At 41.9% G+C, this 25217-nt stretch carries 21 protein-coding genes; 17 read left to right on the forward strand and 4 right to left on the reverse strand.

The annotated features are described in order from the left end of the window. Window positions 1-400: 400 nt before the first annotated feature. A complete protein-coding gene (ppc, locus tag C9J51_RS13755) occupies window positions 401-3031 on the reverse strand; it encodes a phosphoenolpyruvate carboxylase (RefSeq protein ID WP_045035947.1) in 2631 nt (876 codons plus the stop codon). 627 nt (window positions 3032-3658) lie between these two features. On the opposite strand from ppc, the gene argC reads away from it, so the two are divergent. The 4 genes from argC (at window position 3659) to argH (ending at window position 8762) form a co-directional block, all read left to right on the forward strand. Then, window positions 3659-4672, forward strand: a complete 1014-nt coding sequence (argC, locus tag C9J51_RS13760; protein WP_082064127.1) for an N-acetyl-gamma-glutamyl-phosphate reductase — start codon at window positions 3659-3661, stop codon at window positions 4670-4672. Window positions 4673-4682: 10 nt separating this feature from the next. Continuing rightward, the gene (gene argB, locus C9J51_RS13765) at window positions 4683-5477 is read left to right on the forward strand and encodes an acetylglutamate kinase (RefSeq protein WP_045035949.1); all 795 of its coding nucleotides are present in this window, start codon (window positions 4683-4685) and stop codon (window positions 5475-5477) included. Window positions 5478-5580: 103 nt separating this feature from the next. After that, window positions 5581-6786, forward strand: a complete 1206-nt coding sequence (locus C9J51_RS13770) for an argininosuccinate synthase (RefSeq protein ID WP_045039728.1) — start codon at window positions 5581-5583, stop codon at window positions 6784-6786. A gap of 98 nt (window positions 6787-6884) precedes the next feature. Continuing rightward, on the forward strand, window positions 6885-8762 hold the full coding sequence (gene argH / locus C9J51_RS13775; protein WP_045035950.1) for an argininosuccinate lyase: 1878 nt from the start codon (window positions 6885-6887) through the stop codon (window positions 8760-8762). Between the two features lie 71 nt (window positions 8763-8833). Here the strand turns inward: argH and C9J51_RS13780 are convergent, their stop codons facing one another. Continuing rightward, complete coding sequence (locus C9J51_RS13780; RefSeq protein ID WP_045039729.1) at window positions 8834-9562, reverse strand: glutathione peroxidase; 729 nt, start codon at window positions 9560-9562, stop codon at window positions 8834-8836. A 159-nt stretch (window positions 9563-9721) separates the two neighbouring features. On the opposite strand from C9J51_RS13780, the gene oxyR reads away from it, so the two are divergent. Continuing rightward, window positions 9722-10633: a DNA-binding transcriptional regulator OxyR gene (oxyR, locus tag C9J51_RS13785; protein ID WP_045035952.1), complete on the forward strand. Its 912-nt coding sequence runs from the start codon at window positions 9722-9724 to the stop codon at window positions 10631-10633. Window positions 10634-10720: 87 nt separating this feature from the next. On the opposite strand, the gene C9J51_RS13790 is transcribed toward oxyR, so the two are convergent. After that, on the reverse strand, window positions 10721-13309 hold the full coding sequence (locus C9J51_RS13790) for a penicillin-binding protein 1A (RefSeq protein WP_045039730.1): 2589 nt from the start codon (window positions 13307-13309) through the stop codon (window positions 10721-10723). Between the two features lie 148 nt (window positions 13310-13457). Between C9J51_RS13790 and pilM the strand changes: the two genes are divergently transcribed. The 9 genes from pilM to dam all read left to right on the forward strand — a co-directional run bounded on the left by pilM (window position 13458) and on the right by dam (window position 22298). Further along, window positions 13458-14438: a type IV pilus biogenesis protein PilM gene (gene pilM, locus C9J51_RS13795; RefSeq protein ID WP_045035954.1), complete on the forward strand. Its 981-nt coding sequence runs from the start codon at window positions 13458-13460 to the stop codon at window positions 14436-14438. Beyond that, on the forward strand, window positions 14435-15046 hold the full coding sequence (locus tag C9J51_RS13800) for a PilN domain-containing protein (RefSeq protein WP_045039731.1): 612 nt from the start codon (window positions 14435-14437) through the stop codon (window positions 15044-15046). Before pilM ends, C9J51_RS13800 begins: the two co-directional genes overlap by 4 nt. Then, window positions 15039-15623 carry a type IV pilus inner membrane component PilO gene (locus tag C9J51_RS13805; protein WP_045035956.1) on the forward strand — a complete coding sequence of 195 codons (585 nt, stop codon included), beginning with the start codon at window positions 15039-15041 and terminating at the stop codon, window positions 15621-15623. Before C9J51_RS13800 ends, C9J51_RS13805 begins: the two co-directional genes overlap by 8 nt. Window positions 15624-15633: 10 nt before the next feature. Continuing rightward, complete coding sequence (locus C9J51_RS13810; RefSeq protein WP_045035957.1) at window positions 15634-16149, forward strand: pilus assembly protein PilP; 516 nt, start codon at window positions 15634-15636, stop codon at window positions 16147-16149. A gap of 13 nt (window positions 16150-16162) precedes the next feature. Next, window positions 16163-17884, forward strand: coding sequence for a type IV pilus secretin PilQ (locus C9J51_RS13815; RefSeq protein ID WP_082301460.1), 1722 nt, complete (start codon window positions 16163-16165; stop codon window positions 17882-17884). 387 nt (window positions 17885-18271) lie between these two features. Continuing rightward, on the forward strand, window positions 18272-18790 hold the full coding sequence (aroK, locus tag C9J51_RS13820) for a shikimate kinase AroK (RefSeq protein WP_045035958.1): 519 nt from the start codon (window positions 18272-18274) through the stop codon (window positions 18788-18790). Window positions 18791-18813: 23 nt separating this feature from the next. After that, complete coding sequence (gene aroB, locus C9J51_RS13825) at window positions 18814-19893, forward strand: 3-dehydroquinate synthase (protein ID WP_045035959.1); 1080 nt, start codon at window positions 18814-18816, stop codon at window positions 19891-19893. 23 nt (window positions 19894-19916) lie between these two features. Further along, the gene (locus tag C9J51_RS13830) at window positions 19917-21353 is read left to right on the forward strand and encodes an AAA family ATPase (RefSeq protein WP_045039732.1); all 1437 of its coding nucleotides are present in this window, start codon (window positions 19917-19919) and stop codon (window positions 21351-21353) included. A gap of 108 nt (window positions 21354-21461) precedes the next feature. After that, on the forward strand, window positions 21462-22298 hold the full coding sequence (gene dam / locus C9J51_RS13835; protein ID WP_045035961.1) for an adenine-specific DNA-methyltransferase: 837 nt from the start codon (window positions 21462-21464) through the stop codon (window positions 22296-22298). 9 nt (window positions 22299-22307) lie between these two features. Here dam and C9J51_RS13840 read toward each other — a convergent pair whose 3' ends face one another. Then, entirely contained in the window at window positions 22308-22505 is a 198-nt protein-coding gene (locus C9J51_RS13840) for a DUF2970 domain-containing protein (protein WP_045035962.1), read from the reverse strand. 201 nt (window positions 22506-22706) lie between these two features. Between C9J51_RS13840 and rpe the strand changes: the two genes are divergently transcribed. The 3 genes from rpe (at window position 22707) to trpS (ending at window position 25204) form a co-directional block, all read left to right on the forward strand. After that, window positions 22707-23381: a ribulose-phosphate 3-epimerase gene (gene rpe, locus C9J51_RS13845; RefSeq protein WP_045035963.1), complete on the forward strand. Its 675-nt coding sequence runs from the start codon at window positions 22707-22709 to the stop codon at window positions 23379-23381. Between the two features lie 14 nt (window positions 23382-23395). Beyond that, complete coding sequence (locus C9J51_RS13850; RefSeq protein WP_045035997.1) at window positions 23396-24079, forward strand: phosphoglycolate phosphatase; 684 nt, start codon at window positions 23396-23398, stop codon at window positions 24077-24079. Between the two features lie 105 nt (window positions 24080-24184). Then, on the forward strand, window positions 24185-25204 hold the full coding sequence (trpS, locus tag C9J51_RS13855; RefSeq protein ID WP_045039734.1) for a tryptophan--tRNA ligase: 1020 nt from the start codon (window positions 24185-24187) through the stop codon (window positions 25202-25204). Window positions 25205-25217: the final 13 nt, after the last annotated feature.

Genomic DNA, 25217 nt, shown 5'->3' on the forward strand with positions numbered 1-25217 from the left:
CGTTAAATATATAAAATAAAAAAAACACAATATGGCTTAGATTACGTAACGCTTCAGATGACGTTTTTAATTATAATCGTGCTATTGCACTGCCTAATTGCGGTCGCATAGAATATCATTAATTGACTCAATATCGATACTTCTAGTTCAATTATCTGTTACTGAGGCGTTTCAATTTATTATCTTGTGAACTATTACTAAGTTAATTTAGCGCTAAAAAAATAATAATTTGATTGAAATATATTCATCTTTTCTCATATTGATACTTTTCTATCTTAGTCTTTATAAGCAATATAGTGCTGTGTCAAAGTTGAGATTTTACAATCTTTTTTAACAATTTTGTAAATAACGGGTAAAAAAAAGGCTATCCAAAGATAGCCTTGTTGCTATTGATTGATGATCAACCTGTGTTACGCATACCGGTTGCAATACCTGCAATAGTAACCATTAATGCTTCTTCGAGCTCTGTTGGTAACTCTTTCTGTTGGCGAGTACGGTAAAGTAATTCTGCCTGCAGCATATTAAGTGGCTCAACATAAATATTCCGTAAGCGAATAGATTCAGCGCCCCACGGATCTTGCTGCATTAAGTGATCATTGTTTTCAACGGTTAAGACCGTTTTAATGTCTTGCTGTAATTGTGAGCGTAATTGCTTACCTAAAGGCCATAAGGCTTCATCAGTTAAGCGTTGGTCATAGTATTCTGTAATGCCAAGATTAGTTTTACTGTATACCATTTCTAGCATACCTAATCGGGTTGAGAAAAACGGCCATTCGCGACACATTTCTTCTAGTTGTGCGGTATCACCATTATCAATTGAATGTTGAATCGCTTCACCCGCGCCTAACCACGCTGGTAATAAGAGGCGGTTTTGACTCCAAGCAAAAATCCATGGAATAGCACGTAAACTTTCAACGCCACCATTAGGATTACGTTTTGCAGGACGAGAGCCTAGCGGTAATTTACCCAGTTCAGATTCTGGCGTTGCGGCGCGGAAATAAGGAATAAACTCCGGCGTGTTACGGACTATATTACGGTACGCTTCACATGAAACATCAGAAAGTTGGTCCATAATCTGACGCCATTCTTGTTTCGGTGCTGGTGGCGGCAGTAAGTTAGCTTCTAACGTTGCACTCGCGTAAAGGCTGAGGCTGTTAATTGCCACTTCAGGTAAACCTAGCTTAAAGCGAATCATCTCACCTTGTTCGGTGACGCGTAAGCCACCTTTTAGGCTGCGTGGTGGTTGGGATAATAATGCCGCATGTGCTGGTGCGCCGCCACGACCAATACTACCGCCACGGCCGTGGAATAAGGTGATTTCAACTTCTGCTTTTTCACAGACATCAACCAGTTTTTCCATCGCACTGTATTGCGCCCAACCCGCTGACATGACACCAGCATCTTTGGCCGAATCAGAATAGCCAATCATTACCATTTGATGATTTTGAATAAAGCCACGGTACCAATCAATGTTAAGCAGTTGTTCAATAACATCAGCACCATTATTTAAGTCTTCAAGTGTTTCAAATAATGGACACACATCCATGCGGAACGGACAACCTGCTTCTTGCAGTAATAAGTGGACTGCTAATACATCAGAGGCAGTACGTGCCATTGATATCACATAAGCACCTAATGCTTCACGTGGTTGTTCTGCAATTGCTTTACAGGTTTCTAGTACTTCTTGAACGTCAGCTGATGGTTCCCATTTTCGTGGTAGTAATGGTCGCTTAGACGATAATTCACGAACTAAGAACGCGATCTTATCTTGTTCACACCATTGACTGTAATCACCTAAACCAAGATGACGCGTTAGCTCTGAAATAACATTTTCGTGGCGAGTACTTTCTTGACGAATATCCAGTTTAACCAGGTGTACACCAAAACATTTTATACGGCGTAATGAATCAAGCAGTAAGCCGTCAGCAATGATCGCCATACCACATTGATGTAATGACTGGTAACACGCAAACAGTGGATCCCATAGCTCAGCAACATCATTAATAATGTGCTTAGAAAGAGGAGCGCTACCGTTAATTTGTGCTTCTAAACTGTCGCGAGTAATGATCAGCTTGGTGCGTAGTTGTTTTAAAATCGCACGGTAAGGTTCGTGTTCTTCACCTGCAAGTTCACGCACCTCATCATTACACTGAATCATCGATAATTCATTGATTAACTCTTGCACGTCACCAAGGTAAAGCTCTGCGGCTTTCCAGCGTGAAAGACGTAAAACTTCATGGGTAACATCAGACGTTACAAATGGATTGCCGTCACGATCTCCACCCATCCATGATGAGAAGGTTACTGGCGCAGCATCTAATGGTAATTTTTTATCTAAATGCTGTTGCAGTTTTTCATCAAACAGACGTACAAATTCTGGTACTGCTTGCCACAATGAATTTTCAACAACCGCATAACCCCATTTCGCTTCATCAATTGGGGTTGGACGTTGTTGGCGAATAACATCGGAATACCATGCTTGAGCAATCAGTTGTTCTAAGCGTTGCTCAATGCGTGCACGTTCAGCGGTTGATAATTCGCTTAACTCTAATTGTGATAAACATTTATTAATCTGTACCAATTTATGGATCATGGTACGGCGTGCAATTTCTGTTGGGTGCGCGGTGAGAACTAAATCGATATTTAATTCGTTAATAGCGACTAAAGAATCTGCTGGATTAACATCATGCTGCACTAATTTAGTGAATAACTCATCGAGTGCATCTGGGCTACATAATGTCGTTTCACGTTGGCGTGAAATAGTATGGTATTGCTCTGCAATATTGGTGAGATTAAGGAATTGACTAAAAGCTCGAGCTACAGGAAGTAATTGATCATCGGGTAGGTTTTGTAATTCAGCAATCAGTTTCTCACGATCATCTTGATTACCTGTACCTGCTGATTTAGAAAGTTTGCGGATAGTTTCCACTTTTTCTAATAGTTCATCACCGCAGGCTGTTTTGATGGTATTACCCAGCAAATGGCCAAGCATACTAACATTACTTGTTAACGCACTGTATTTCTCGTTCATATCGTATCCATTCCGTAATTTTATTACATCCAATTTAACCTTTACCCACAATCTAGCCGCGAAGTTAGCAACAGGTCAACAGAGATTGTGGTTATCGCCAATAAAAATGAGCGATATTGATTTTGGTCATAATCTTGATTGAATTTTGTAATTTTGTTTCATTTCTGCCGATATAACCTCATATTTTTGTTCATTATTAATGAGATAGAGCAGAAAAGCGCTGCTTTAATAACGTTAAATGTTATTCAATAGGGCCTAAAAAGTTAACAAAAAGGGACTAAAATATATTTTTTTATCATTACACTATTGACAGTGTGTAATTTAACCAGTAAACATATTAATTCAAATTTATGAATAAATGGTGTTAGCTGTTTATTTATCCTCGAGCAACGGAACGCTCAGAGTTTATTGTTTAATGCAGGAAGTTATTATCATGAACCAAATCCACACATCTGCTTTTATTTCCCTTCGACGACGCTAAGTCTTTTGCCTTCGGTGCTTTTACGTGCCTTTTATATGCTGTTTATAGCACACTTCTGTTAGCCGTTATGACAATTATTACTACTTAGTCATCGCTCCAATTATTTGATTACGGCTCGATAACACGATAACGATATGGAATTAGCAATGTTAAACACGGTTATTGTTGGCGCCAGTGGATATACCGGTGCAGAACTAGCAAAGATAGTGAGTCGTCATCCGCAATTAACGCTTTGCGGTTTGTATGTTTCGGCAACGAGTCTTGATGCGGGAAAGCCATTAAGTGACTTACATGGTCAGTTAAGAGATGTGGTTGATTTACCGTTGCAGCCGTTAACGGATATTAAAACAGCTGCGGCAAACATCGATATTGTGTTGTTAGCAACCGCCCATGAAGTGAGCCATGATATTGCGGCTGAATTTCTTAATTTGGGGTGTCAGGTGTTTGACTTATCAGGGGCGTTCAGAGTTAAAGCTGATGGTTTTTATTATCAATATTATGGTTTTGAGCACCAACATGAGGCATTGCTGGACAGTGCTGTTTATGGTTTAGCTGAATGGAATCATGATCAAATTCGTCAAGCTCAGTTAGTTGCCGTTCCTGGCTGTTATCCCACCGCATCTCAATTAGCGTTAAAACCATTGCTTGTTGCCGGTCTACTTGATTGCGATCAATGGCCAGTGATTAATGCGGTCAGTGGTGTGTCGGGTGCAGGCCGTAAAGCTAACATGACCAATAGTTTTTGTGAGGTGAGCTTACAGGCTTATGGCTTGTTTACGCATCGACACCAGCCTGAAATTGCCCATCATCTTAATTGTGATATTATTTTTACGCCTCATCTCGGGAATTTTAAACGCGGTATTTTAGCCACCATTACCGCTAAATTAGCCATTGGTGTAACCGCTGACGAGGTGACGGCCGCAATGGAATCTGCGTATTTAAATGCAGCAGATCAACATGCGGTACGTTTGCTTAAAAATAAGACCGCCAAACTTGATGATGTTGTTGGTAGTTGTTTTTGTGATATCGGCTGGCAGGTGCAAGGTGAGCATATTATTTTAACCGCCGCGATTGATAATTTATTGAAAGGGGCGTCATCACAAGCAGTTCAATGCATAAATATTCGTAATAGCTTTCCTCAGTTAACCGCATTGGTGTAGGAGTAACATAATGAATCAAGTCCCTTTAGTGATTAAACTCGGTGGTGCCGCACTTGAATGTAACCTTACCTTAGAACGATTGTTTTCAACCATCAATGCTTACCAATCGCGCTCACAACGCCCGATCTTATTTGTTCATGGTGGTGGCTATCTCGTTGATGAACTTATGAAAAAATTGCAGTTACCAACTGTTAAAAAACAAGGATTACGGGTTACGCCAAGCGATCAAATTGGTTTGATTACCGGCGCGCTAGCGGGCACGGCTAATAAAATGCTGCAAGGGCAAGCCGTTAAAGCGGGAGTGGCTGCGGTAGGATTGAGTTTAGCCGATGGCGGTTTATGTACGGTTAGTCAATTAGATCCAGAACTGGGTGCTGTCGGTCATGCTGAGCCCAATAATGGCGCTTTAGTAGGTCAAATTATGCAGTTAGGTTTTGTGCCAATCATTAGTTCTATTGGGCTTAATGATAGCGGTGAAATGATGAATGTTAATGCCGATCAAGCGGCGGTCGCGGTCGCTGCGGCTGTGGGTGGTGAATTGGTTTTATTGTCCGATGTGACGGGAGTGCTTGATGGTAAAGGTAATTTAATTAAGCAGCTAACGGAATCTGAGGCGGAAGCGTTAATTGCTCAAGCGGTGATCACCGATGGCATGATTGTGAAAGTGCGTGCGGCATTTACAGCAGCTAAAGCACTAGGGCGTTCGATTGAAGTCGCCAGTTGGCGCTATCCCGACAAGCTCAATGATTTATTAGCGGGCGACAGTATTGGGACTCGATTTACGCTGTCATCAACGGGTAATTAAACAGCATTGATTTAGATGCCTTGATTTATGACGACGAATTAATATTTTTGAAAATAGTGCCTGAACGGGATGACCGCGACAAGGCTGAAAAGGAGAGCAGCAGATGAGTAAAATTAATAAAGTGGTATTGGCCTATTCAGGTGGTTTAGATACTTCAGCCATTATTCCATGGTTAAAAGAAAACTATGACTGTGAAGTGGTCGCGTTTGTGGCAGATGTTGGTCAAGGTGAAGAAGAATTGGTTGGCATTGAAGAAAAAGCCATCGCCTCTGGTGCCTCTGCATGTTATATCGCTGATTTAAAAGAAGAGATGGTAAAAGATTATATTTACCCATCCCTTAAAACGGGGGCAATTTACGAAGGTAAATATTTATTAGGTACCTCAATGGCGCGTCCGATCATCGCTAAGGCACAAGTAGAGTGTGCATTAGAAATTGGTGCTGATGCGTTGTGTCATGGTTGTACGGGGAAAGGTAATGATCAGGTCCGTTTTGAAGGAGCGTTTGCCGCTCTTGCACCACAACTGACCGTGATTGCGCCATGGCGTGAGTGGAATTTACGTAGCCGTGAAGCACTGCTTGATTATTTGGCTGAGCGTAATATTCCTTGTACCGCATCGTTAGAAAAAATTTATTCACGTGATGCTAATGCATGGCATGTTTCCACTGAAGGTGGCGTGCTTGAAAATACGTGGAATGCACCTAATGAATTATGTTGGGTGTGGACTAAAGATCCACAGCAAGCGCCTGATGTGGCTGAAACGGTGTCAGTGCTCGTTGAAAAAGGTGAGGTGGTTGCCGTAGATGGTGAGCCGATGACACCGTATAACGCGCTTCATTATCTTAATAGTAAAGGTGCTGAACATGGTATTGGACGGATTGATATTGTTGAGAACCGTCTCGTAGGAATTAAGTCACGTGGTTGCTATGAAACCCCTGGCGGTACCATCATGATGGAAGCATTGCGTGCCGTTGAACAATTAGTGCTTGATAAAGAATCGTTTGAATTCCGTCAAACGTTGGGGCTTAAAGCATCACATCTTATTTATGATGGTCGTTGGTTTACGCCATTGTGCCAATCATTATTAGCCGCGGCGAATACGCTGGCACAAGATGTGACGGGTGAGGTGGTGATCCAACTTTATAAGGGGCAAGCGACAGTTACTCAAAAGCGTTCAGGCAATAGTTTGTACTCGGAAGAGTTTGCAACGTTTGGTGAAGATGATGTTTATGACCATAGCCATGCTGGCGGTTTTATTCGTTTGTATTCTTTGGCTAGTCGTATTCGTGCGCTTAACAGTCAAAAATAATTAATTCAAGATTGTAGCTTACGCTAGATCGACGATGATATTCGTTGCAGCGTAAGCTTCTCAATACTATTTCGCTGGACAGAAAAAGGAGATTCACCATGGCATTATGGGGAGGGCGGTTTAGTCAGGCAGCTGACATCAGATTTAAACAATTTAATGATTCGTTGCGTTTTGACTATCGACTCGCAGAGCAAGATATTGTCGGTTCAATAGCTTGGTCAAAAGCCCTACGCCAAGTGAATGTGTTAACAGAAACAGAGCAACAACAGCTTGAATTGGCACTTAATGAACTCAAATTAGCGGTAATGGAAGATCCTGAGCAAATCCTTGCTTCTGATGCTGAAGATATTCACAGCTGGGTGGAACAACAATTGATTGCTAAGGTCGGAGATTTGGGTAAAAAATTGCACACGGGTCGTTCGCGTAATGATCAGGTGGCAACAGATCTTAAACTATGGTGCCGTCAGCAAGGGCAACAATTACTGTTGATGCTGGATAAATTACAGCAACAGTTAGTTACTGTCGCGCGCCAGCATCAAGCAACCGTGCTACCTGGATATACTCATTTGCAACGGGCGCAACCTGTCACCTTTGCCCATTGGTGTTTAGCCTATGTGGAAATGCTAGAGCGTGATCATTCACGATTAGACGATGCCATGACGCGACTTGATACCTGCCCATTAGGTTCTGGGGCGCTGGCAGGAACTGCTTATCCGATAGATCGTGAAATGTTAGCGCATAATCTTGGCTTTCAGCGAGCAACCCGTAATAGTCTTGATTCGGTGTCTGACCGCGATCATGTGATGGAATTATTGTCTACCGCATCGATTTCAATGCTGCATTTATCACGAATGGCAGAAGATTTAATTTTTTATAACTCTGGCGAATCCAATTTCATTGAACTTGATGATGCGGTGACATCTGGCTCGTCGTTGATGCCGCAAAAGAAAAACCCCGACGCACTTGAGCTTATTCGTGGTAAGTGTGGTCGAGTGTATGGCGCGATGGCAGCGATGATGATGACGGTAAAGGCATTACCGCTGGCTTATAACAAAGACATGCAAGAAGACAAAGAAGGGCTATTTGATGCGTTAGATAGCTGGCATGATTGTATGGAAATGGCTGCATTATGTTTTGAAGGGATCAAGATTAATCAAGATCGTACTTTAGAAGCGGCGATGCAAGGTTATTCAAATGCGACCGAGTTAGCCGATTATTTAGTGGCAAAAGGTATTCCTTTTCGTGAAGCTCATCATATTGTTGGGGTTGCAGTTGTCGCCGCAATTGCAAAAGGGTGCGCATTAGAAGAACTCTCTCTTGAGGAGATGAAACAATTTTCAACGGTAATTGAAAATGATGTTTATTCGATTCTGACTATTGAATCGTGCTTAGATAAACGGTGTGCTTTAGGTGGTGTTGCGCCAAATCAAGTTGATTATGCCATTGGTCAAGCGGAAAGACGGCTTGATAAACGTTATTCGCCTAATGTTAAAGTACGAGGCGCGCGACTCACTGATCTCGATGCTATCGAAGGTATGGTGGTGTATTGGGCGGGGCTGGGTGAGAACTTACCACGTAATCGTAATGAGTTAGTGCGCGATATTGGTTCGTTTGCTGTGGCTGAAAATCACGGGGTGGTTACCGGATGTGCGTCTCTGTATGTTTATGATTCAGGGTTGGCTGAAATACGATCTTTAGGGGTTGAAGCGGGTTGGCAACAACAAGGGCAGGGTAAAGCCATTGTTGATTATTTACTTGAGAAAGCGGCACAAATGGCGATTAAAAAAGTATTTGTGTTAACTCGAGTGCCTGAGTTTTTTATGAAGCGTGGTTTTACGCCGACGTCAAAAACATTGTTGCCTGAAAAAGTAATGAAAGACTGTGATCGTTGCCCGCGTCAACATGCGTGTGATGAAGTGGCTTTAGAAGTATGGCTTGATGTCGCCAAACATATTCCAACCGTAAATGTCGCTTAATTAAGCTGACACAAAAAAGCCCTTATTTCAGTGTGAAATGAGGGCTTTTTGCTAACGGTGTCGCTGTGGTATTAACCTAAGAAGATTTCTAATTCTTCGCTACCACCAATGTGCTTACCACCAATGAATACTTGAGGAACAGTACTGCGGCCAGTAATTGCACGTAAAGAAACGGTTGTCGCATCTTTACCTAGAATGATTTCTTCATACTGTAGACCTTTGTCGATCAGATTCTGTTTTGCTTTAACACAGAAAGGACAACCGGGCTTAGAGAATACAGTGATTGATTCTTGTAGTTTTTGTTCTGGTGCAATGTAGTTCAGCATCGTATCTGCATCAGAAACTTTGAACGGGTCGCCAGGTTCTTCGTTTTCAACAAACATTTTTTCAACGATGCCATTTTTAACTAGCATGCTGTAACGCCATGAACGGGCACCAAAGCCTAGGTCATCTTTTTCAACTAACATGCCCATGCCGTTAGTGAACTCACCATTACCATCAGGGATGAAGGTGATGTTTGCTGCTTCTTGGTCTGCTTTCCATGCATTCATTACGAACGTATCGTTAACCGATACACATAGAATGTCGTCAACGCCATTATCAGTAAATACTGAAGCTAACTCGTTGTAGCGAGGTAGGTGGCTAGAAGAACATGTTGGTGTAAATGCGCCGGGTAGGCTAAATACAACCACAGTTTTATTAGCAAATAACTCATTAGTTGTTACGTCAATCCATTGATCACCCTTACGAGTGTGGAAAGTAACTTGAGGTACTGGCTGACCTTCTTTAGATGCGAACATAATGTGATTCCTTAAAAAATATAAATTAATTTAATGCAATCGGAGCTTCGTTAATATGTTCTCCATATTGATGAAGCAATTATGCGATTTTACTCTTGATAGTTCTAATCGTTTACTGCTATGGTTTTGATAGTTAATTCCTATTGGTAGCCTTAGCAAATGAATATTCGAGATCTTGAGTACCTTGTCGCCCTATCTGAACATAAGCATTTTCGTAAAGCCGCTGAAGCATGTTATGTCAGTCAGCCAACCCTAAGTGGTCAAATTCGTAAATTAGAAGATGAGTTAGGGGTGTCGTTGTTAGAACGAACCAGTCGTCGCGTACTTTTTACCGATGCGGGATTGAGTTTAGTCGCCCAAGCTCAAAAAGTGTTGCTTGAGGTCAAAATATTGACCGAACTTGCTAGTTTACAAGGAGAAAGCATGGCTGGACCGTTACATATTGGTTTTATTCCAACTGTCGGTCCATATTTATTGCCACAAATCATTCCAACTTTAAAAGAAGCGTTCCCTGATTTAGAGTTATTTTTACATGAAGCGCAAACTCATCAGTTGGTACAGCAACTTGAAGAAGGTAAGCTCGACTGCATGATTTTAGCATCTGTTAAAGAGAGTGAACCCTTTATTGAGTTGCCATTGTATGATGAGCCAATGATGCTTGCAGTACCTGAAACGCATCAATGGGCACAAGAGCAAGAAATTGATATGTCGCGTTTACACGGTGAAACCTTGTTGATGTTAGAAGATGGGCACTGTTTGCGTAATCAAGCATTGGGTTTCTGTTTTGCAGCAGGGGCGCGTGATGATGGTCGTTTTAAAGCCACCAGTCTTGAAACGTTACGTAATATGGTTGCAGCGGGAAGCGGTATTACGTTGCTGCCTCAGTTAGCAACACCGAAAGAACATTGCCGTGATGGTGTTTGTTATATTGCCGCAGAGCATCCGCAACCAACGCGTCTCATTACATTGGCTTATCGTCCAGGATCGCCACTTAAATCTCGTTATGAGAAATTAGCGGCAGCCATCAAAGCTAAAATGCCTGAAATTTTTGAGAAACATGTTCAGAAGTAATAGATTGTATTTATGATAACGCATTAAAATTAAACAAAAAAAAGAGCGCCTATTGGCGCTCTTTTTGATCGTGGTTAGAAACCGTAATTAGAATAACTCTTCTGCTGTTTCAGTATCAAACTTTTGCTCATAGGTAACTTGGCGAGCTGATTGTGTTGGTTCAGTACCCTTGATGAAGTACTCATACATTGATCTTGAACCATCTCGATCAGACAGTTTACCCGTTGCACGGTCAATACGTACTTTAACGATATCAGCAGGAACCTGTAGTGGTTGCTCTGGCGTATTTTTCAATGCAATACGCATAAAGTTAATCCATGCTGGTTGTGCGGCATTACCACCGTACTCACCCCCCATTACCTGATTTTTACCCAGGTTTTTATTATAGCTAGTGCGACCTAATGCATGACGGTGATCGTCAAAACCTACCCAAGTGGTTGCAACAATATTAGGCCCAAAACCGGTATACCATGCATCTTTCGAATCATTAGTTGTACCTGTTTTACCACCAATATCATGTCGATCTAATACGCGAGCTCTAAAACCTGTGCCATACGGATGGCCAGGTTCACCCCAAATATTACTGGTTAACATTTGACGAACAAGAAACGCATTTTGTTCACTGATCACTTCTGGTGCATAACGTACCGCTGGTGGTGTGATTACTTGTTCTAATTGCGCTAAGGTTGGTTTTTCAGCCTTTGGTAATAATGATTTTTGTATTGGTGCATTTTGAGCAGCAGTGGCTAGTTCGACTTGCATTTTTGCTTGTGGGTTTTGACTTTGACATACATCATCACAAACAATTTTAGGATTAGCACTATAGATCAATTGACCACTACTATTATCAACTTTATTGATTAAGAAGGGTTTGACGGCATAACCACCATTAGCAAATACAGAATAACCTTGGGCTAATTCTAACGGGGTTAAACTACCAGCACCTAGTGCTAACGGTTCTGCACGAGGAAGATCTGAACGCTTAAAACCAAAGCGAGTTAAGTAGTTAATAGTGAAATCTAACCCAGCCATTCGTAACACACGAATAGCCATCACGTTAATTGAGCGTGCTAGACCAATACGCGCACGGGTAGGGCCGCCATAACGGCCATCAGCATTCTTTGGTCGCCATGCCGTACCTTGCCATTTATCCCATTTAGTGATTGGAGCATCATTGATGAGGGTCGCTAATGTGAGGCCTTTTTCAATTGCCGCTGAATAGATAAACGGTTTAATTCCTGAACCTACTTGGCGAATAGATTGAGTAGCACGATTAAATTTACTTTGGGTGTAGTTAAAACCACCGATCATCGCCAATATTGCACCGTTATCGGGTGACATTGCTACAAATGAAGTATTGGCACCAGGGACTTGACTTAATACCCAATGACTTGTGGTTACGGCTGCGCTATCTGCCGTTGCCGCTATCGTCGTGGTTTTATTCTGAACCCAGATTTGCTGACCTGCGGTTAAGATTTGAGACGCAGTTGTTGGTGCTGGGCCTTGAGCTTTATTGGTCTGGAATTTACGCGCCCATTTCATACCATCCCAATGTAATGTCACTGTTTGGCCTTGCTTGGTAACCACAGTGGCAGTTTGCTGCTCAACGTCAGTGACTACCGCTGGAATTAATTCACCATAAGTGGGTTGGTTACTTAGCTTCTCAACGATCTGGTTAGCATTAAGTGGTGTTTGACCTGGTTTCCATATCACCGCTGTTGCACCACGATAACCATGACGTTCATCGTAATTTAGTAAATTATCAACCGCAGATTGTTGAGCCGCGTGCTGTAATTTAGCGTTAACAGTCGTGTAAACGTCCATGCCCTTGGTGTAAGCATCTTCACCATAACGATTCACCATCCACGCACGTGCACGTTCTGCCACATAAGGGGCATACAACTGAATTTCAGCGCGATGGTAATGGGAAACAATTGGTTCGGAGCGGGCTTGATCCATTTGTGCTTGAGTGATGTAACCTTCTTTAAACATGCGATCAAGTACTACGTTACGACGAGTTGTCGCACGATCAATGGAATAAATAGGGTTCATGGTTGACGGTGCTTTAGGTAAGCCTGCAATCACTGCCATTTCACTTAAGGTTAGTTCATTAACATCTTTACCAAAGTAAACTTGTGCTGCTGCCCCCACACCATAAGCGCGGTAGCCGAGATAAATTTTATTCAAATAAAGGTCAAGAATTTGGTCTTTAGTTAAAATTTGCTCGATATGAATCGCAATAAAGGCTTCTCGAATTTTACGAGAGAAAGTCTTTTTATTGGATAAGAAAAAGTTACGCGCAAGTTGTTGAGTGATAGTACTGGCACCTTGACGAGCGTGACCAGAGGTTAACATCACAAAGGCGGCACGTGCGATACCTATCGGATCTACGCCGTGATGCTCATAAAAACGGCTGTCTTCGGTCGCAATAAAACCATCGATTAGCAGTGGAGGCATTTGTTTAAGTGTTAATGGTATACGACGTTTCTCACCAAATTGTGAGATCAGTTCACCATCGGCACTGTACACCCTTAATGGTGTTTGCAGTTCTATATTTTTTAATTTAGCAACATCAGGAAGGTCTGGTTTTAGGTATAAATAAAAACCAAAAATTGTACCCACTCCAAGAGTAATGCAAATTATTGCAAGTATTAGTAATCGCTTTATGAACTTCACTTGAGATTTCCCGTTACGCCATCGTTCTGGCGGTCATTATCTATTATCTTTTACCTTTAAGTATAAAGATAACAAAAATTTAATTAATGCCGTTGATGGTGTTTATTCGAAATAGTTTGTTTTTTCGCCACATGGGAGCATAACACGGATGTTTCGGAACCCATTAAGTGTTGGGGTAGATATTGGTAATCACAGTATAAAAGCTGTGGTGCTACAACAAAAGAAAGAGCAGTTTGAATTAGCTGCATTTGTTGAAGTCGAATTGACTAAAACTGTCATAAACGATCAGCATAGCGTGAATAATGCTGAGCTGTTGTCAGCGATGCGTCAAATTAAAAAGCAATTACCATGGCAAGCCAAAGCCGTTACCTTAGCCTTACCCGATAGTGCTGTGATCAGCAAAGTTGTTCAATTAGATACAAGTCTCAATGAAGAAGAGGCTGAGTTCGCCATACTACAAGCATTGGGCGCGGCTTCGCCGTTTCCGGTGGAAGAGCTATGGTTTGATTATTTTCCTTTAATTAGTGATCGTTTTAGTGATTCAGCATCGACGACACCGTTTCAAGTGTTTGCTTCACGCAAAGAAACGATTGATAACCGTGTGAACGCACTATTAAAGCTAGGTTTTAAACCAAAAGTAATGGAGTTGCAAACGCATGCTTTATTGTGGCTGGCGGAATACCTTGCCGAAATGGGCAGCCATTATAACCAATGGGGTGTTGTCGATGTGGGTAAACGACATACTGAGTTTTGTATGAAACCACAAGGCAGTGCTGCTTATCATCGTGAAATTCGCTTTGGTACGGGGTTGTTTGAACAGCAAGATGAATCAATCGATCTTGGTAATAATCATGCGGAACAATTCACCAAACAATTAGCTGAGCAGTTGAAGCGTCAAATTCAATTGTATAACTCGACTCACCCTCGTAGTGGTATTAAAGGGTTATGGCTATGTGGTGGCGGCCAAAATTTAGTGTCTGAATCATTGCTGCAACGATTAATTGGGCTTGATGTGGTGTGGGTGAGTCCATTTCAACATTTTAGTTGTGCTAAAAAAGTTGAATTGCCGCACTCGATGTCGAGTCAATATGCCGTTGCTACAGGGTTAGCACTGCGGGGTCTAGCATGATTGATAAACTGAATTTATTGCCGTGGCGAGATTTGCGGCGAAAACACCATAAACAACGCTTTGTTGGTTTACTGATAGCGAGTGTTGTTGTGGCAATTATGGGTAACGGTGCGATTGGTGAATATATTGAAAATCAGCAATTTGAGCAGCAAAGCCGTAATGACCAACTTCAGCAAGAGCTGACCAGTTTAGAGCAGCGGTTGGCTTTTTTGCCTAAGTTAGATAAACAACGGGATGCCATTGAACTGCGCTTGAAAGTGATTGCAGATATTCAATTATCACGTAATCGAGTTACGCAATTGTTGAATCAATTACCCGAAGTGGTGCCTGCTGGGGTTTATCTGGACGGCGTTAATTTAGCCTCGCAACGGGTCAAAGTTGATGGCTTTGGTGATACCAATGGTCACTTAGCCGCTTTGTTAGGTAAGGCCGAGCAATCACCGTGGTTTAAAAACATTGAAATGCATTCTTTAGTCACAACCAAAAGTGCAGATAAACAACAAAAATCACAGTTTAATGCTTCTTTTGATTTAACTACGCCAATAATTGATAACAAGCCGTTAAAGGCGACCTTTCCTACTGCAATAGTGGAGAAAAACAATGATTGATTGGCGTGAATTAGAGCTTGATGAAATCACTGAATGGCCATTATTGCCTCAAGGCTTAATTGCTTTGGTGTTAACGGTATTACTTTCAATCTTTGGCTATTGGTATTGGTTAACGCCATTAACTGAGGCTTTAGAGCAACAAAAACAACAGGAAATAACGTTACGCGCTCAACTCGTTAGTCGCGCTGCTCAAGTGGCAGCCTTACCGCGAGTTAAAGAACAAGTTGCGGAGCTTAATCGTCGTTATCAAGAAGTGATCGAGCAATTGCCTGAAGAGCAAGAGTTAGCCAGTTTATTAGCCAGCATTAACGATATTGGGGTTAAAAATGGGCTGATCTTCCAATCAATTAAGTGGGCTGCTCGTATAGAAAATGATCTTTATTATGAATTGCCACTTAATATGCAACTTACTGGTTCTTATCAACAAATAGGTCAGTTTGCCGAAGCGATTGCACAGTTACCACGGATTGTTAATTTACGTAATGTTGAATTAGCGCGAGTGGATGAACACGGTCTTGATGAGCTGTTGTCGTTGACGGTATCTGCAACCACATACCGTTTTAAAACCCCACAATAATGAGGATCTTATGAGAACACTATTATGGCTGTTGCCGTTAGGACTCGGGTTAATGGGGTGTCAGGCTAACACGGATTCGATAGAGCAGTTTATTGCCAAAACACACACCAATGCGAAAGCAAAAGTAAAACCATTGGCTGCTCCTTATATTTTTGTTGCTGAGTCATTTGTAATGACCAGTAAGCGAGTGCCGTTTTTACGGCCACGACCAGAGTTACTCTTGGCTAAACAAGCGAACAGTAGTTGTTGGCAACCGCTTAATGATCATCAACCTACCCAATTAGAAACGTTTCCATTAGAACAACTTTCTATGAAGGGGGCGATTGGGCATCAACGGCAGTTGTGGGGGTTAATTTATACCCCTAAAGGCGAATTAGTAAAAATTAAGCCAGGACAATTTGTCGGGCTTAATCGCGGCAAAGTAATAAAAGTGAGTGATAAGCTCATTGAAATAGAAGAAACATTACCCGATGGCAAAGGTTGTTGGCTAACACGGCCTGCAAAGCTGGCTTTAGTTCAGCATTAATCAAGGATGAGTTATGAAAGGGAATACGTGGGGGCTTGGCCGCCAGATTTTCGTCAGTGTATGGTTAATGTGCTGGGGTTTACTTACCGTAACCAGTGTTATTGCTGCGCCAGCGAGTGGCATCACTAATCAAGTTCAAGATATTGAATTTCATCGTGATGGCAAAGGTCGAGGGGTGTTAACTGTTAAGTTAAAACAGCCGCAATCATTGGTTGATATTCGCCGTCAAGGTAAGAAATTACAGCTGGATATCTTTGATACTCAGTTAACCAATGAGCAAATACACACTTTAGATGTGATTGATTTTGCGACCGTCGTTAATAGCATTGATACCAGTAACGTGCCTCGTGGAGCGCGGTTTATGTTTAATATGACCGGTAACTATGATTATGACTATCGTATTCGAGGAAATAATCTTGAGGTTACGTTAATTAAACGAACACAACCGAAAGCAACCGCAACTGCCAATAAGAGCAATGTTTCTTACAAAGGCAAACCGATCTCAATTAACTTTCAAGATATTCCCGTGCGTAATGTCTTACAGTTAATCGCAGATTATAACGATTTTAACTTGGTTGTTGCTGATACGGTGAGCGGTAACGTTACGCTGCGTTTAGATAATGTGCCATGGCCGCAAGTGTTAGATATTATTCTACAAGCGAAAGGACTAGATAAGCGTGTGCGTGGCTCGGTGCTATTAGTCGCACCTAAGGCCGAATTAGCCGCTAATGAACATCAAGTAATGGAAACTGCCCGTAAACAACAAGAATTAGCCAGCTTACGCTCTGAGCTTATTCAAGTGAATTACGCTAAAGCGACAGATATCTCGGCGTTACTAAGTGGATCGAGTGATGGTGTGGGAATGCTGTCAGAACGCGGTTCTTTGCATGTTGATGAACGTACTAATGCGTTGATAATTAAAGATACACCAGAAAATATTGAGAGTATTAAAGAGATAGTGTTAGCGCTTGATATTCCGGTTAAACAAGTACAGATTGAAGCGCGTATCGTTACCATTGATGAAGGTAACATTGATGAGCTCGGTGTTCGTTGGGGGGTTTCAAGTATTGATGGTGATACCACTATCGGTGGCTCTATTGAAGGTAACCTCGGCAGTTCTGGATTATTAGATGACACTACCGTTGATGATTTTCTTAACGTTAACTTAGGTGCGAGTCAAAATGGAGCGGCCAGTATTGCCTTTCAGGTGGCAAAGTTAGGCAATGTGTTGTTAGATTTAGAACTATCAGCATTACAGTCAGAACGTAAAGCTGAAATTATTTCAAGTCCACGTTTAATGACCACTAACAAAAAGGCAGCATACATTGAACAAGGTACCGAAATACCGTATCTAGAAGCGTCATCCAGTGGTGCAGTATCGGTTGATTTTAAAAAGGCAGTATTAAGCTTGATGGTAACCCCTCAAATTACGCCTGATAATAAACTGGTACTTGATCTCGAAGTCACTCAAGACAGTAAAGGTGAAGAGGTGCCAACGGGGGTTGGTACGGCCGTAGCAATTAAAACTCAGCGTATTGGTACGCAAGTGTTAGTCAATAACGGTGAAACCGTTGTATTAGGCGGCATTTACCAAAATCAAGTTAACAATACAGTTCGTAAAGTACCTATTTTGGGTGACATTCCAGTACTTGGTGTATTATTTAGACATAAAATGGAAGAACTTGGAAAACGTGAATTGTTGATTTTTGTAACGCCAAAAATTGTAGTGCAATAATTTTTCACATATCTAATCACCTTGCTGATAGTGCTTCTAAACAATGCTTCAGCAGGGTGTGTGTGGTTAAAAGTTGTTTTATTTCTATTGGTTACCTTAACCCGTGTAATGGGTGTTGAGCACGTTATTAGTCAATTATTAGGATATTTACGAGCTTAATACGATTGACCTCTGACCTCGGGTAAGCCATTATGGCAGCCTCTGTGGGTAAGACAGGCTTAATAAAATATTGATTGATGTCGACTAGCTATTGCAAAATAGTAGTCAGTCCTGAGATAATTTCCTGTCTTATCACGAATTATATGTGAGGAACTTGGCGCCTCGGGCTTATTTTAAATAGAGCCTGCGGGTGGTGTCGTTTTATTAACCGCGCGTAAATTGCTAAAAATGGCTGAAAAACGAAATATTTTCTTGGTTGGCCCTATGGGTGCCGGCAAAAGCACTATTGGTAGACATCTTGCACAGCAGCTGCATATGGAATTCTTTGATTCAGATACTGTAATCGAAGAACGTACTGGCGCTGATATTAGTTGGGTGTTTGATGTTGAAGGTGAAGATGGCTTCCGTGTTCGCGAAGAAGCTGTAATTGATGACCTAACACAAGAACAAGGCATTGTTCTAGCAACGGGTGGCGGCTCTGTTATTAATAAAGAGAACCGTAATCGCCTTTCTGCTCGTGGTATTGTTGTTTATCTAGAGACGACTATTGAAAAGCAATTAGCTCGTACTCAACGTGATAAAAAACGCCCGTTACTTCAAACTGACACACCTCGTGAAGTACTTGAAGAACTAGCAGCAGAGCGTAATCCATTGTATGAAGAGGTTGCTGACTACGTTGTTCGTACTGATGATCAAAGTGCGAAAGTAGTTGCTAACCAAATCATCAAGATGCTGGAAGAGCGTTAATTAATTAAAAAGAGAAGCTGACCATGGAACGGATCAATGTCAATTTAGATGACAGAAGCTACCCTATTTCAATTGGCGCCGAGTTGTTCGACAACTCGGCGTTGTTTGCATCTGCGATATCTGCGGGCAAACGAGTAGTTGTGGTCAGTAATGATACTGTTGCCCCGTTATATGCGGATCAGGTAATGGCTACCATCAGTTCATTATCGTGCCAAGTGGCACTACTTTCTCTACCTGATGGTGAACAGTACAAAACCCTTGATACGTTTAATCACATCATGACATTTTTACTAGAAGGTAATTATGGCCGTGATGTGATTTTAGTTGCCCTAGGCGGCGGCGTAATTGGTGATATCGTTGGCTTTGCGGCTGCGAGTTACCAGCGTGGGGTCGATTTTATTCAGGTGCCAACCACGTTGTTAGCACAAGTTGATTCATCTGTGGGTGGAAAAACTGCGGTTAATCACCGTCTGGGTAAAAACATGATTGGTGCTTTCTACCAACCTAAAGCGGTGATTATTGATAATCATTGTTTACATACCTTGCCGCAACGAGAGTTAGCAGCAGGATTGGCAGAAATCATTAAATACGGCATTATTGCCGATCATGATTTTTTTGTTTGGTTAGAAAATAACATTGAGCGGTTACAAGCATTGGATAACGAGGCGTTGTGTTACGCCATTAGCCGTTGCTGTCAAATTAAAGCCGATGTTGTTGCTGCTGATGAAAAAGAATCAGGCGTTAGGGTGTTACTTAATCTTGGTCATACATTTGGCCATGCTATTGAAGCAGAAATGGGCTACGGTAATTGGCTGCATGGCGAAGCGGTGTCAGCAGGTACAGTTCTCGCAGCACAGACTGCCGCAAAGCAGGGATTAATCAGTGATGCTGATGTAATGCGTATTATTGCATTACATCAACGAGCAAATTTGCCCGTTGTTGCCCCTGATACAATGTTTTTTGATGATTTTATTAAGCATATGATGCGTGATAAAAAAGTATTGTCAGGTCAGCTACGCTTAGTATTACCGACATCAATTGGTAGTGCTGAAGTTGTGGCTGATGTTCCTTTTGATGTGCTTCAGGACGTTATTGGTCACTAAACTGTAGCCAATTGACGACTTGCATGACAAAACGAAAAAGTCTGGATCTGGAAAGCCAGATCCAGTTGCTGACTCGAATACAGTTCATCACTCGATTTAGCTCTCATCTTATTCACCTCTCCGGTGCTCAAGGCTCAGGTAAAACTTGGCTTGCACACGCTTTTCTTGAAAATTATGCCACCGATTGTCATCAAGTATTATTGATGTGTCAGCGTGGACAAACTGATGTTCAACATCGCACGTTACTGCTGCAACAATTTGTTAGCCACGCTATGTTTAATGAACATGACTCTTTATGTCAAAGTGTTGAGCATTTATTGGCAAACCAACATTATAAATTAATGGTGGTGATTGATGACGCCCATCTTTTGAGTCCAACCTTAATTGCTGAATTATGGGCATTGGCACAATATGCAAATCAACATGCTGAGTTACAACTGAATATCGTGTTATTTGCGCATCGTGGTGAGTTAAATCAAACCTTAGCTCATGTCGCTCATGGTTCTGGTATTATCCCAGTCGAACTTGATATTGATGATTTGAGTCAGCAAGAAGTGATGTTATTTAGTGATATGCTAATGACAGAGGATGGGGTAGATGCACCTTGTCGACGTTCGTTAAAACAGCGTTTACTGATGGCGCTTCCTCGCCCTGGCGTATTACATAATCTTCCACAAGCAGAAGGGATAACCATGAATTCAAATATTAGCAACAAACCATTATTGCCCATTGTGATTGGTGGTGTGATCATTGTTTTAATTGCTGGTGGTTATTTCTTTATGACATCGGGCTCTAGTAGTGAATCTGCATCGGCAACAATAACTGCATCTCAGCCTGCGGTGATAGCGTCGGTTACTATTGATAAAGCGCCATTACCGCCACAAGTTAATCCTCAGGGGTTAACGGTAGGACGTCAAGACGATGTCGCGGGTCAAGAGCGAGTTGTTATCTCGGATCAGCAAATTGATGCCATGATTGATGACCATGCGCTGAAAGGATATCCTGCCGCAACAGAAGCAACAGAAGCAACAGAAGCAACAGAAGCAACAGAAGTGGTTAAAACGCCGTCTATTGTTGCGGCTAAAGCCATTGAAACGCCACCTTCTGCGGCTGTTAGTGTTATATCGGCACCGGCCTCTAAGTTAGATTGGTCACTTAAATTAGCCGCAGATCAGCAACAATTAGCCGCAGTGAAGTCGACGCATTATGCGTTACAATTGGCTGCAACCCAAAGTCTTGCCGCGGCTGCAGAATTTATGACAACTCATAATGTAACTGATGCCATGATTTACCAAACGGTACGTAATCAGCAATCATGGTTTATTGTTGTGACCGGCGATTACGCTACGGCGAGTCAGGCACGCACTGCAAAAAATCAATTACCTTCTTCGTTACAACAGCTAAAACCATGGTTAAAATCTTATCGTAAGATTACACAAGAAATGGATCGCTTAAAATAAAACCATAAATGATAGTTATTTATGTGAATTGGTATCAGCACAGGGTGAAAATGAGGTACAATCCGCGACCTTTCGTGACATTCTTGTAAGTGGTGGTGGGTCAGCTTAATGAAAAAGCATCGTGCATTCCTGAAGTGGGCTGGAGGTAAGTATTCTCTGGTCGAGGAAATCAAACGACACCTACCGCCTGCGCGTAAATTGGTTGAACCTTTTGTGGGTGCTGGATCGGTATTTTTAAATACGGATTATGAGCATTACTTACTGGCAGATATCAATCCAGATCTGATTAATTTATATAATATTATTAAACAAGAACCTGAGCGTTACATTGAAGATGTACGTCGATTATTTACGCCTGAATATAATACTAAAGCGGCGTATTTAAGTATTCGAGAAGAGTTTAATCACAGTACCGATCCTTACCAGCGTTCGATTTATTTTCTCTATTTAAATCGCCATGGGTTTAATGGTTTATGCCGTTATAATAAAAAAGGCGGTTTTAATGTACCTTTTGGATCGTACAAGAAACCGTATTTCCCTGAAGCTGAAATGTATTACTTTTCTGAAAAATCTAAACGTGCAACTTTTGTGTGTGAAGGTTACAGCCAGACATTTTCACGCGCCCGTAAAGGCAGTGTGATTTATTGCGATCCACCGTATGCGCCATTATCAACCACGGCTAACTTTACTTCTTATTCTGGTAATGGTTTTAGTTTAGATGATCAAGCAACGTTAGCTAATGTGGCAGAAAAAGCAGCGACTGAGCGTGATATTGCGGTATTGATTTCTAATCATGATACGCCGTTAACCCGTCGTTTATATACGGGGGCTGATTTGTCCGTCGTTAGAGTTAAACGCACCATCAGTCGTAATGGTAGCGGCCGCAATAAAGTTGATGAATTGTTGGCGTTATTCAAAACCCCCGTTGCGACTGATAGCGAATAAAATACGTTTTTAGATTGCTATTGCTTGCTGAGCGATAGCAATCAAGATGCTGACTAATATTACGATAACAACCCCTCCAATCACAATAAATGGCCATGGACTTGAATGCTTGAAGTCTTGTTGGTGCTGTTGTTGTGACTGCACCCCAAACAATGCCGCTAAGACACTCTTTATTATTTGCCACACTGCACGATAGCGTTTATCCATTGCTTCCCTTTTGTCGTTTTTTGTACTGTTGTTATTTTGATTGTAGTGGCTATGTTGATAGCGGTACTGATAATTATGGCTAACTACAGCAATACATAAATCCAGTAGGACAACACTTAGGGGATCGGGTAGACTGACAACAATTTATAAGCTTGGTGAGCCGAGCCTGTTGTTTTTATCGTTAGTGTAAAGAGGCTAAACATGAAGGACTTTTTGATCGCTCCATCTATTTTGTCTGCTGATTTTGCCCGCTTAGGTGAAGATGTAGCAAACGTATTGGCAGCGGGTGCTGATGTAGTCCATTTTGATGTTATGGATAATCATTTTGTCCCTAACTTGACGTTTGGTGCACCTATCTGTCAAGCGTTACGCGATTACGGTATTACCGCGCCGATTGATGTGCATTTAATGGTAAAACCTGTCGATCGTATTATTCCTGATTTTGCCAAAGCTGGCGCTAGCATGATTACATTTCATGTTGAAGCGACTGACCACATTGATCGTACTTTACAGCTAATTAAAGAACATGGCTGTCAAGCTGGAGTCGTGTTTAATCCAGCGACACCATTACATCACCTTGATTACATCATGGATAAAGTAGATATGATTTTGATCATGTCAGTTAACCCTGGTTTTGGTGGTCAATCTTTTATTCCTAGTACGTTAGATAAATTGCGCCAAGTGCGTCAGCGCATTGATGCTTCAGGGCGTGATATTCGTTTAGAAGTGGATGGTGGTGTTAACGTTAATAATATTGCTGAAATTGCAGCGGCAGGCGCAGATATGTTTGTTGCGGGTTCTGCTATTTTTAATGAACCAGATTATAAAACCGCGATTGATAATATGCGGGTACAGTTAGCTGAGGCTAAGCGTTAATGATTGCTGAAAACATGATTGAAAATATTAAATTTATTGCGTTTGATTTAGACGGAACGTTACTTGATAGCGTACCTGATTTAGCCGATGCGGCTGATTTGACTATGCGTCATCTTGGTCGTGAAGGGGTAACTGTAGAACAAGTTACCACTTGGATTGGTAATGGGGCTGATATTCTAATTGGTCGCGCATTAAGCCGTAGCATGGATATTGACCCTCTACTTGATCCCGCGTTGCATCGTCAAGCGCGTGAGCTGTTTGATCATTATTATGCAGCGGGTGGCCATCAAAAAAGTGCCTTGTATGCGGATGTGAAAACGACCTTAGCCAGCTTACACCAAGCCGGTGTGCCAATGGCGATTGTGACTAATAAACCGTCACAATTTGTGCCTCATTTGCTTGAAGAACATGGTTTGAGTGCTTACTTTGTTGATGTGATTGGTGGTGATACGTTCCCATTGAAAAAACCGGATCCTTATGCGCTACATTGGCTAATGGAAAAACACCATATTGCCGCTACTGAGCTGTTGATGGTGGGTGATTCACGCAATGATATTTTAGCGGCACAAGCTGCTAGTTGCCGCTCGTTAGGGCTGACTTATGGTTATAACTATGGTCAACCGATCAGCGACAGTCAGCCCGATGTTGTCTGTGATCACTTCAAGCAATTACTTGATGTGGTTAAACTAGGCTGCTAGTACATTACGGTGTACACTAAAAAAACAATAACGTTAGGTACTGATAACGATGTTATTAGTGCCTTTCGTCAATACAATTACAGATATTAACAGGACAGCCTGATCATGAGTAAACCCATTGTATTAAGTGGCGTACAGCCTTCTGGTGAATTGAGTATCGGCAACTACCTTGGTGCGCTGCGTCAGTGGGAACAGATGCAAGATGATTATGATTGCCAGTATTGCGTGGTTGATTTACATGCCATTACTGTACGTCAAGATCCCAAAGCACTTCATGAAGCAACCTTAGATGCATTAGCTATTTGCTTGGCTGTTGGTGTTGATCCAAAGAAAAGCACCTTGTTCGTACAGTCTCATGTACCAGAGCATGCTCAGTTGGGGTGGTTATTAAATTGCTATACTCAAATGGGTGAGCTAAGCCGCATGACCCAGTTTAAAGATAAATCAGCTCGTCATGCGAATGATGTTAATGCGGGTTTATTTGGTTACCCAGTACTGATGGCTGCCGATATTTTATTATACGGTGCGCATCAAGTACCTGTAGGCAGTGATCAGAAACAACATCTAGAGTTAGCTCGTGATATCGCGACCCGTTTTAATAATCTCTATGGCAGCGTTGAAAGCCCAATATTCCAAGTACCTGAACCGTATATTCCTGCAGTAGGTTCTCGTGTAATGAGCTTGCAAGATGCGACTAAGAAAATGTCTAAGTCAGATGATAATCGTAAGAACGTTATTACGCTGCTTGAAGATCCTAAGTCAATTCTTAAGAAAATCAATAAAGCACAAACAGATGCAGACATGCCACCCCGTATTGCCCATGATGTTGAGCAAAAAGCAGGGATCTCAAATCTAATGGGTTTGTATTCTGGCGCAACAGGCAAAACATTTGCTGAGATTGAAGCGCAGTATGCTGGCGTTGATATGTATGGTCCGTTTAAGAAAGACGTGGGTGAAGCATTGGTTGCAATGCTAGAGCCTGTACAGGCTGAATACCTACGTATTCGTCATGATCGTGCTTATCTTGATAGCGTGATGAAAGCGGGTGCGGATAAAGCATCTGCACGTGCTGCTGAAGTGTTGAAAAAAGCTTACCATGCAGTCGGTTTTGTTGCTCGCCCATAAGCACTGACAGTAA

It is taken from the genome of Photobacterium iliopiscarium (genome assembly GCF_003026395.1).
Lineage (GTDB): Bacteria > Pseudomonadota > Gammaproteobacteria > Enterobacterales > Vibrionaceae > Photobacterium > Photobacterium iliopiscarium.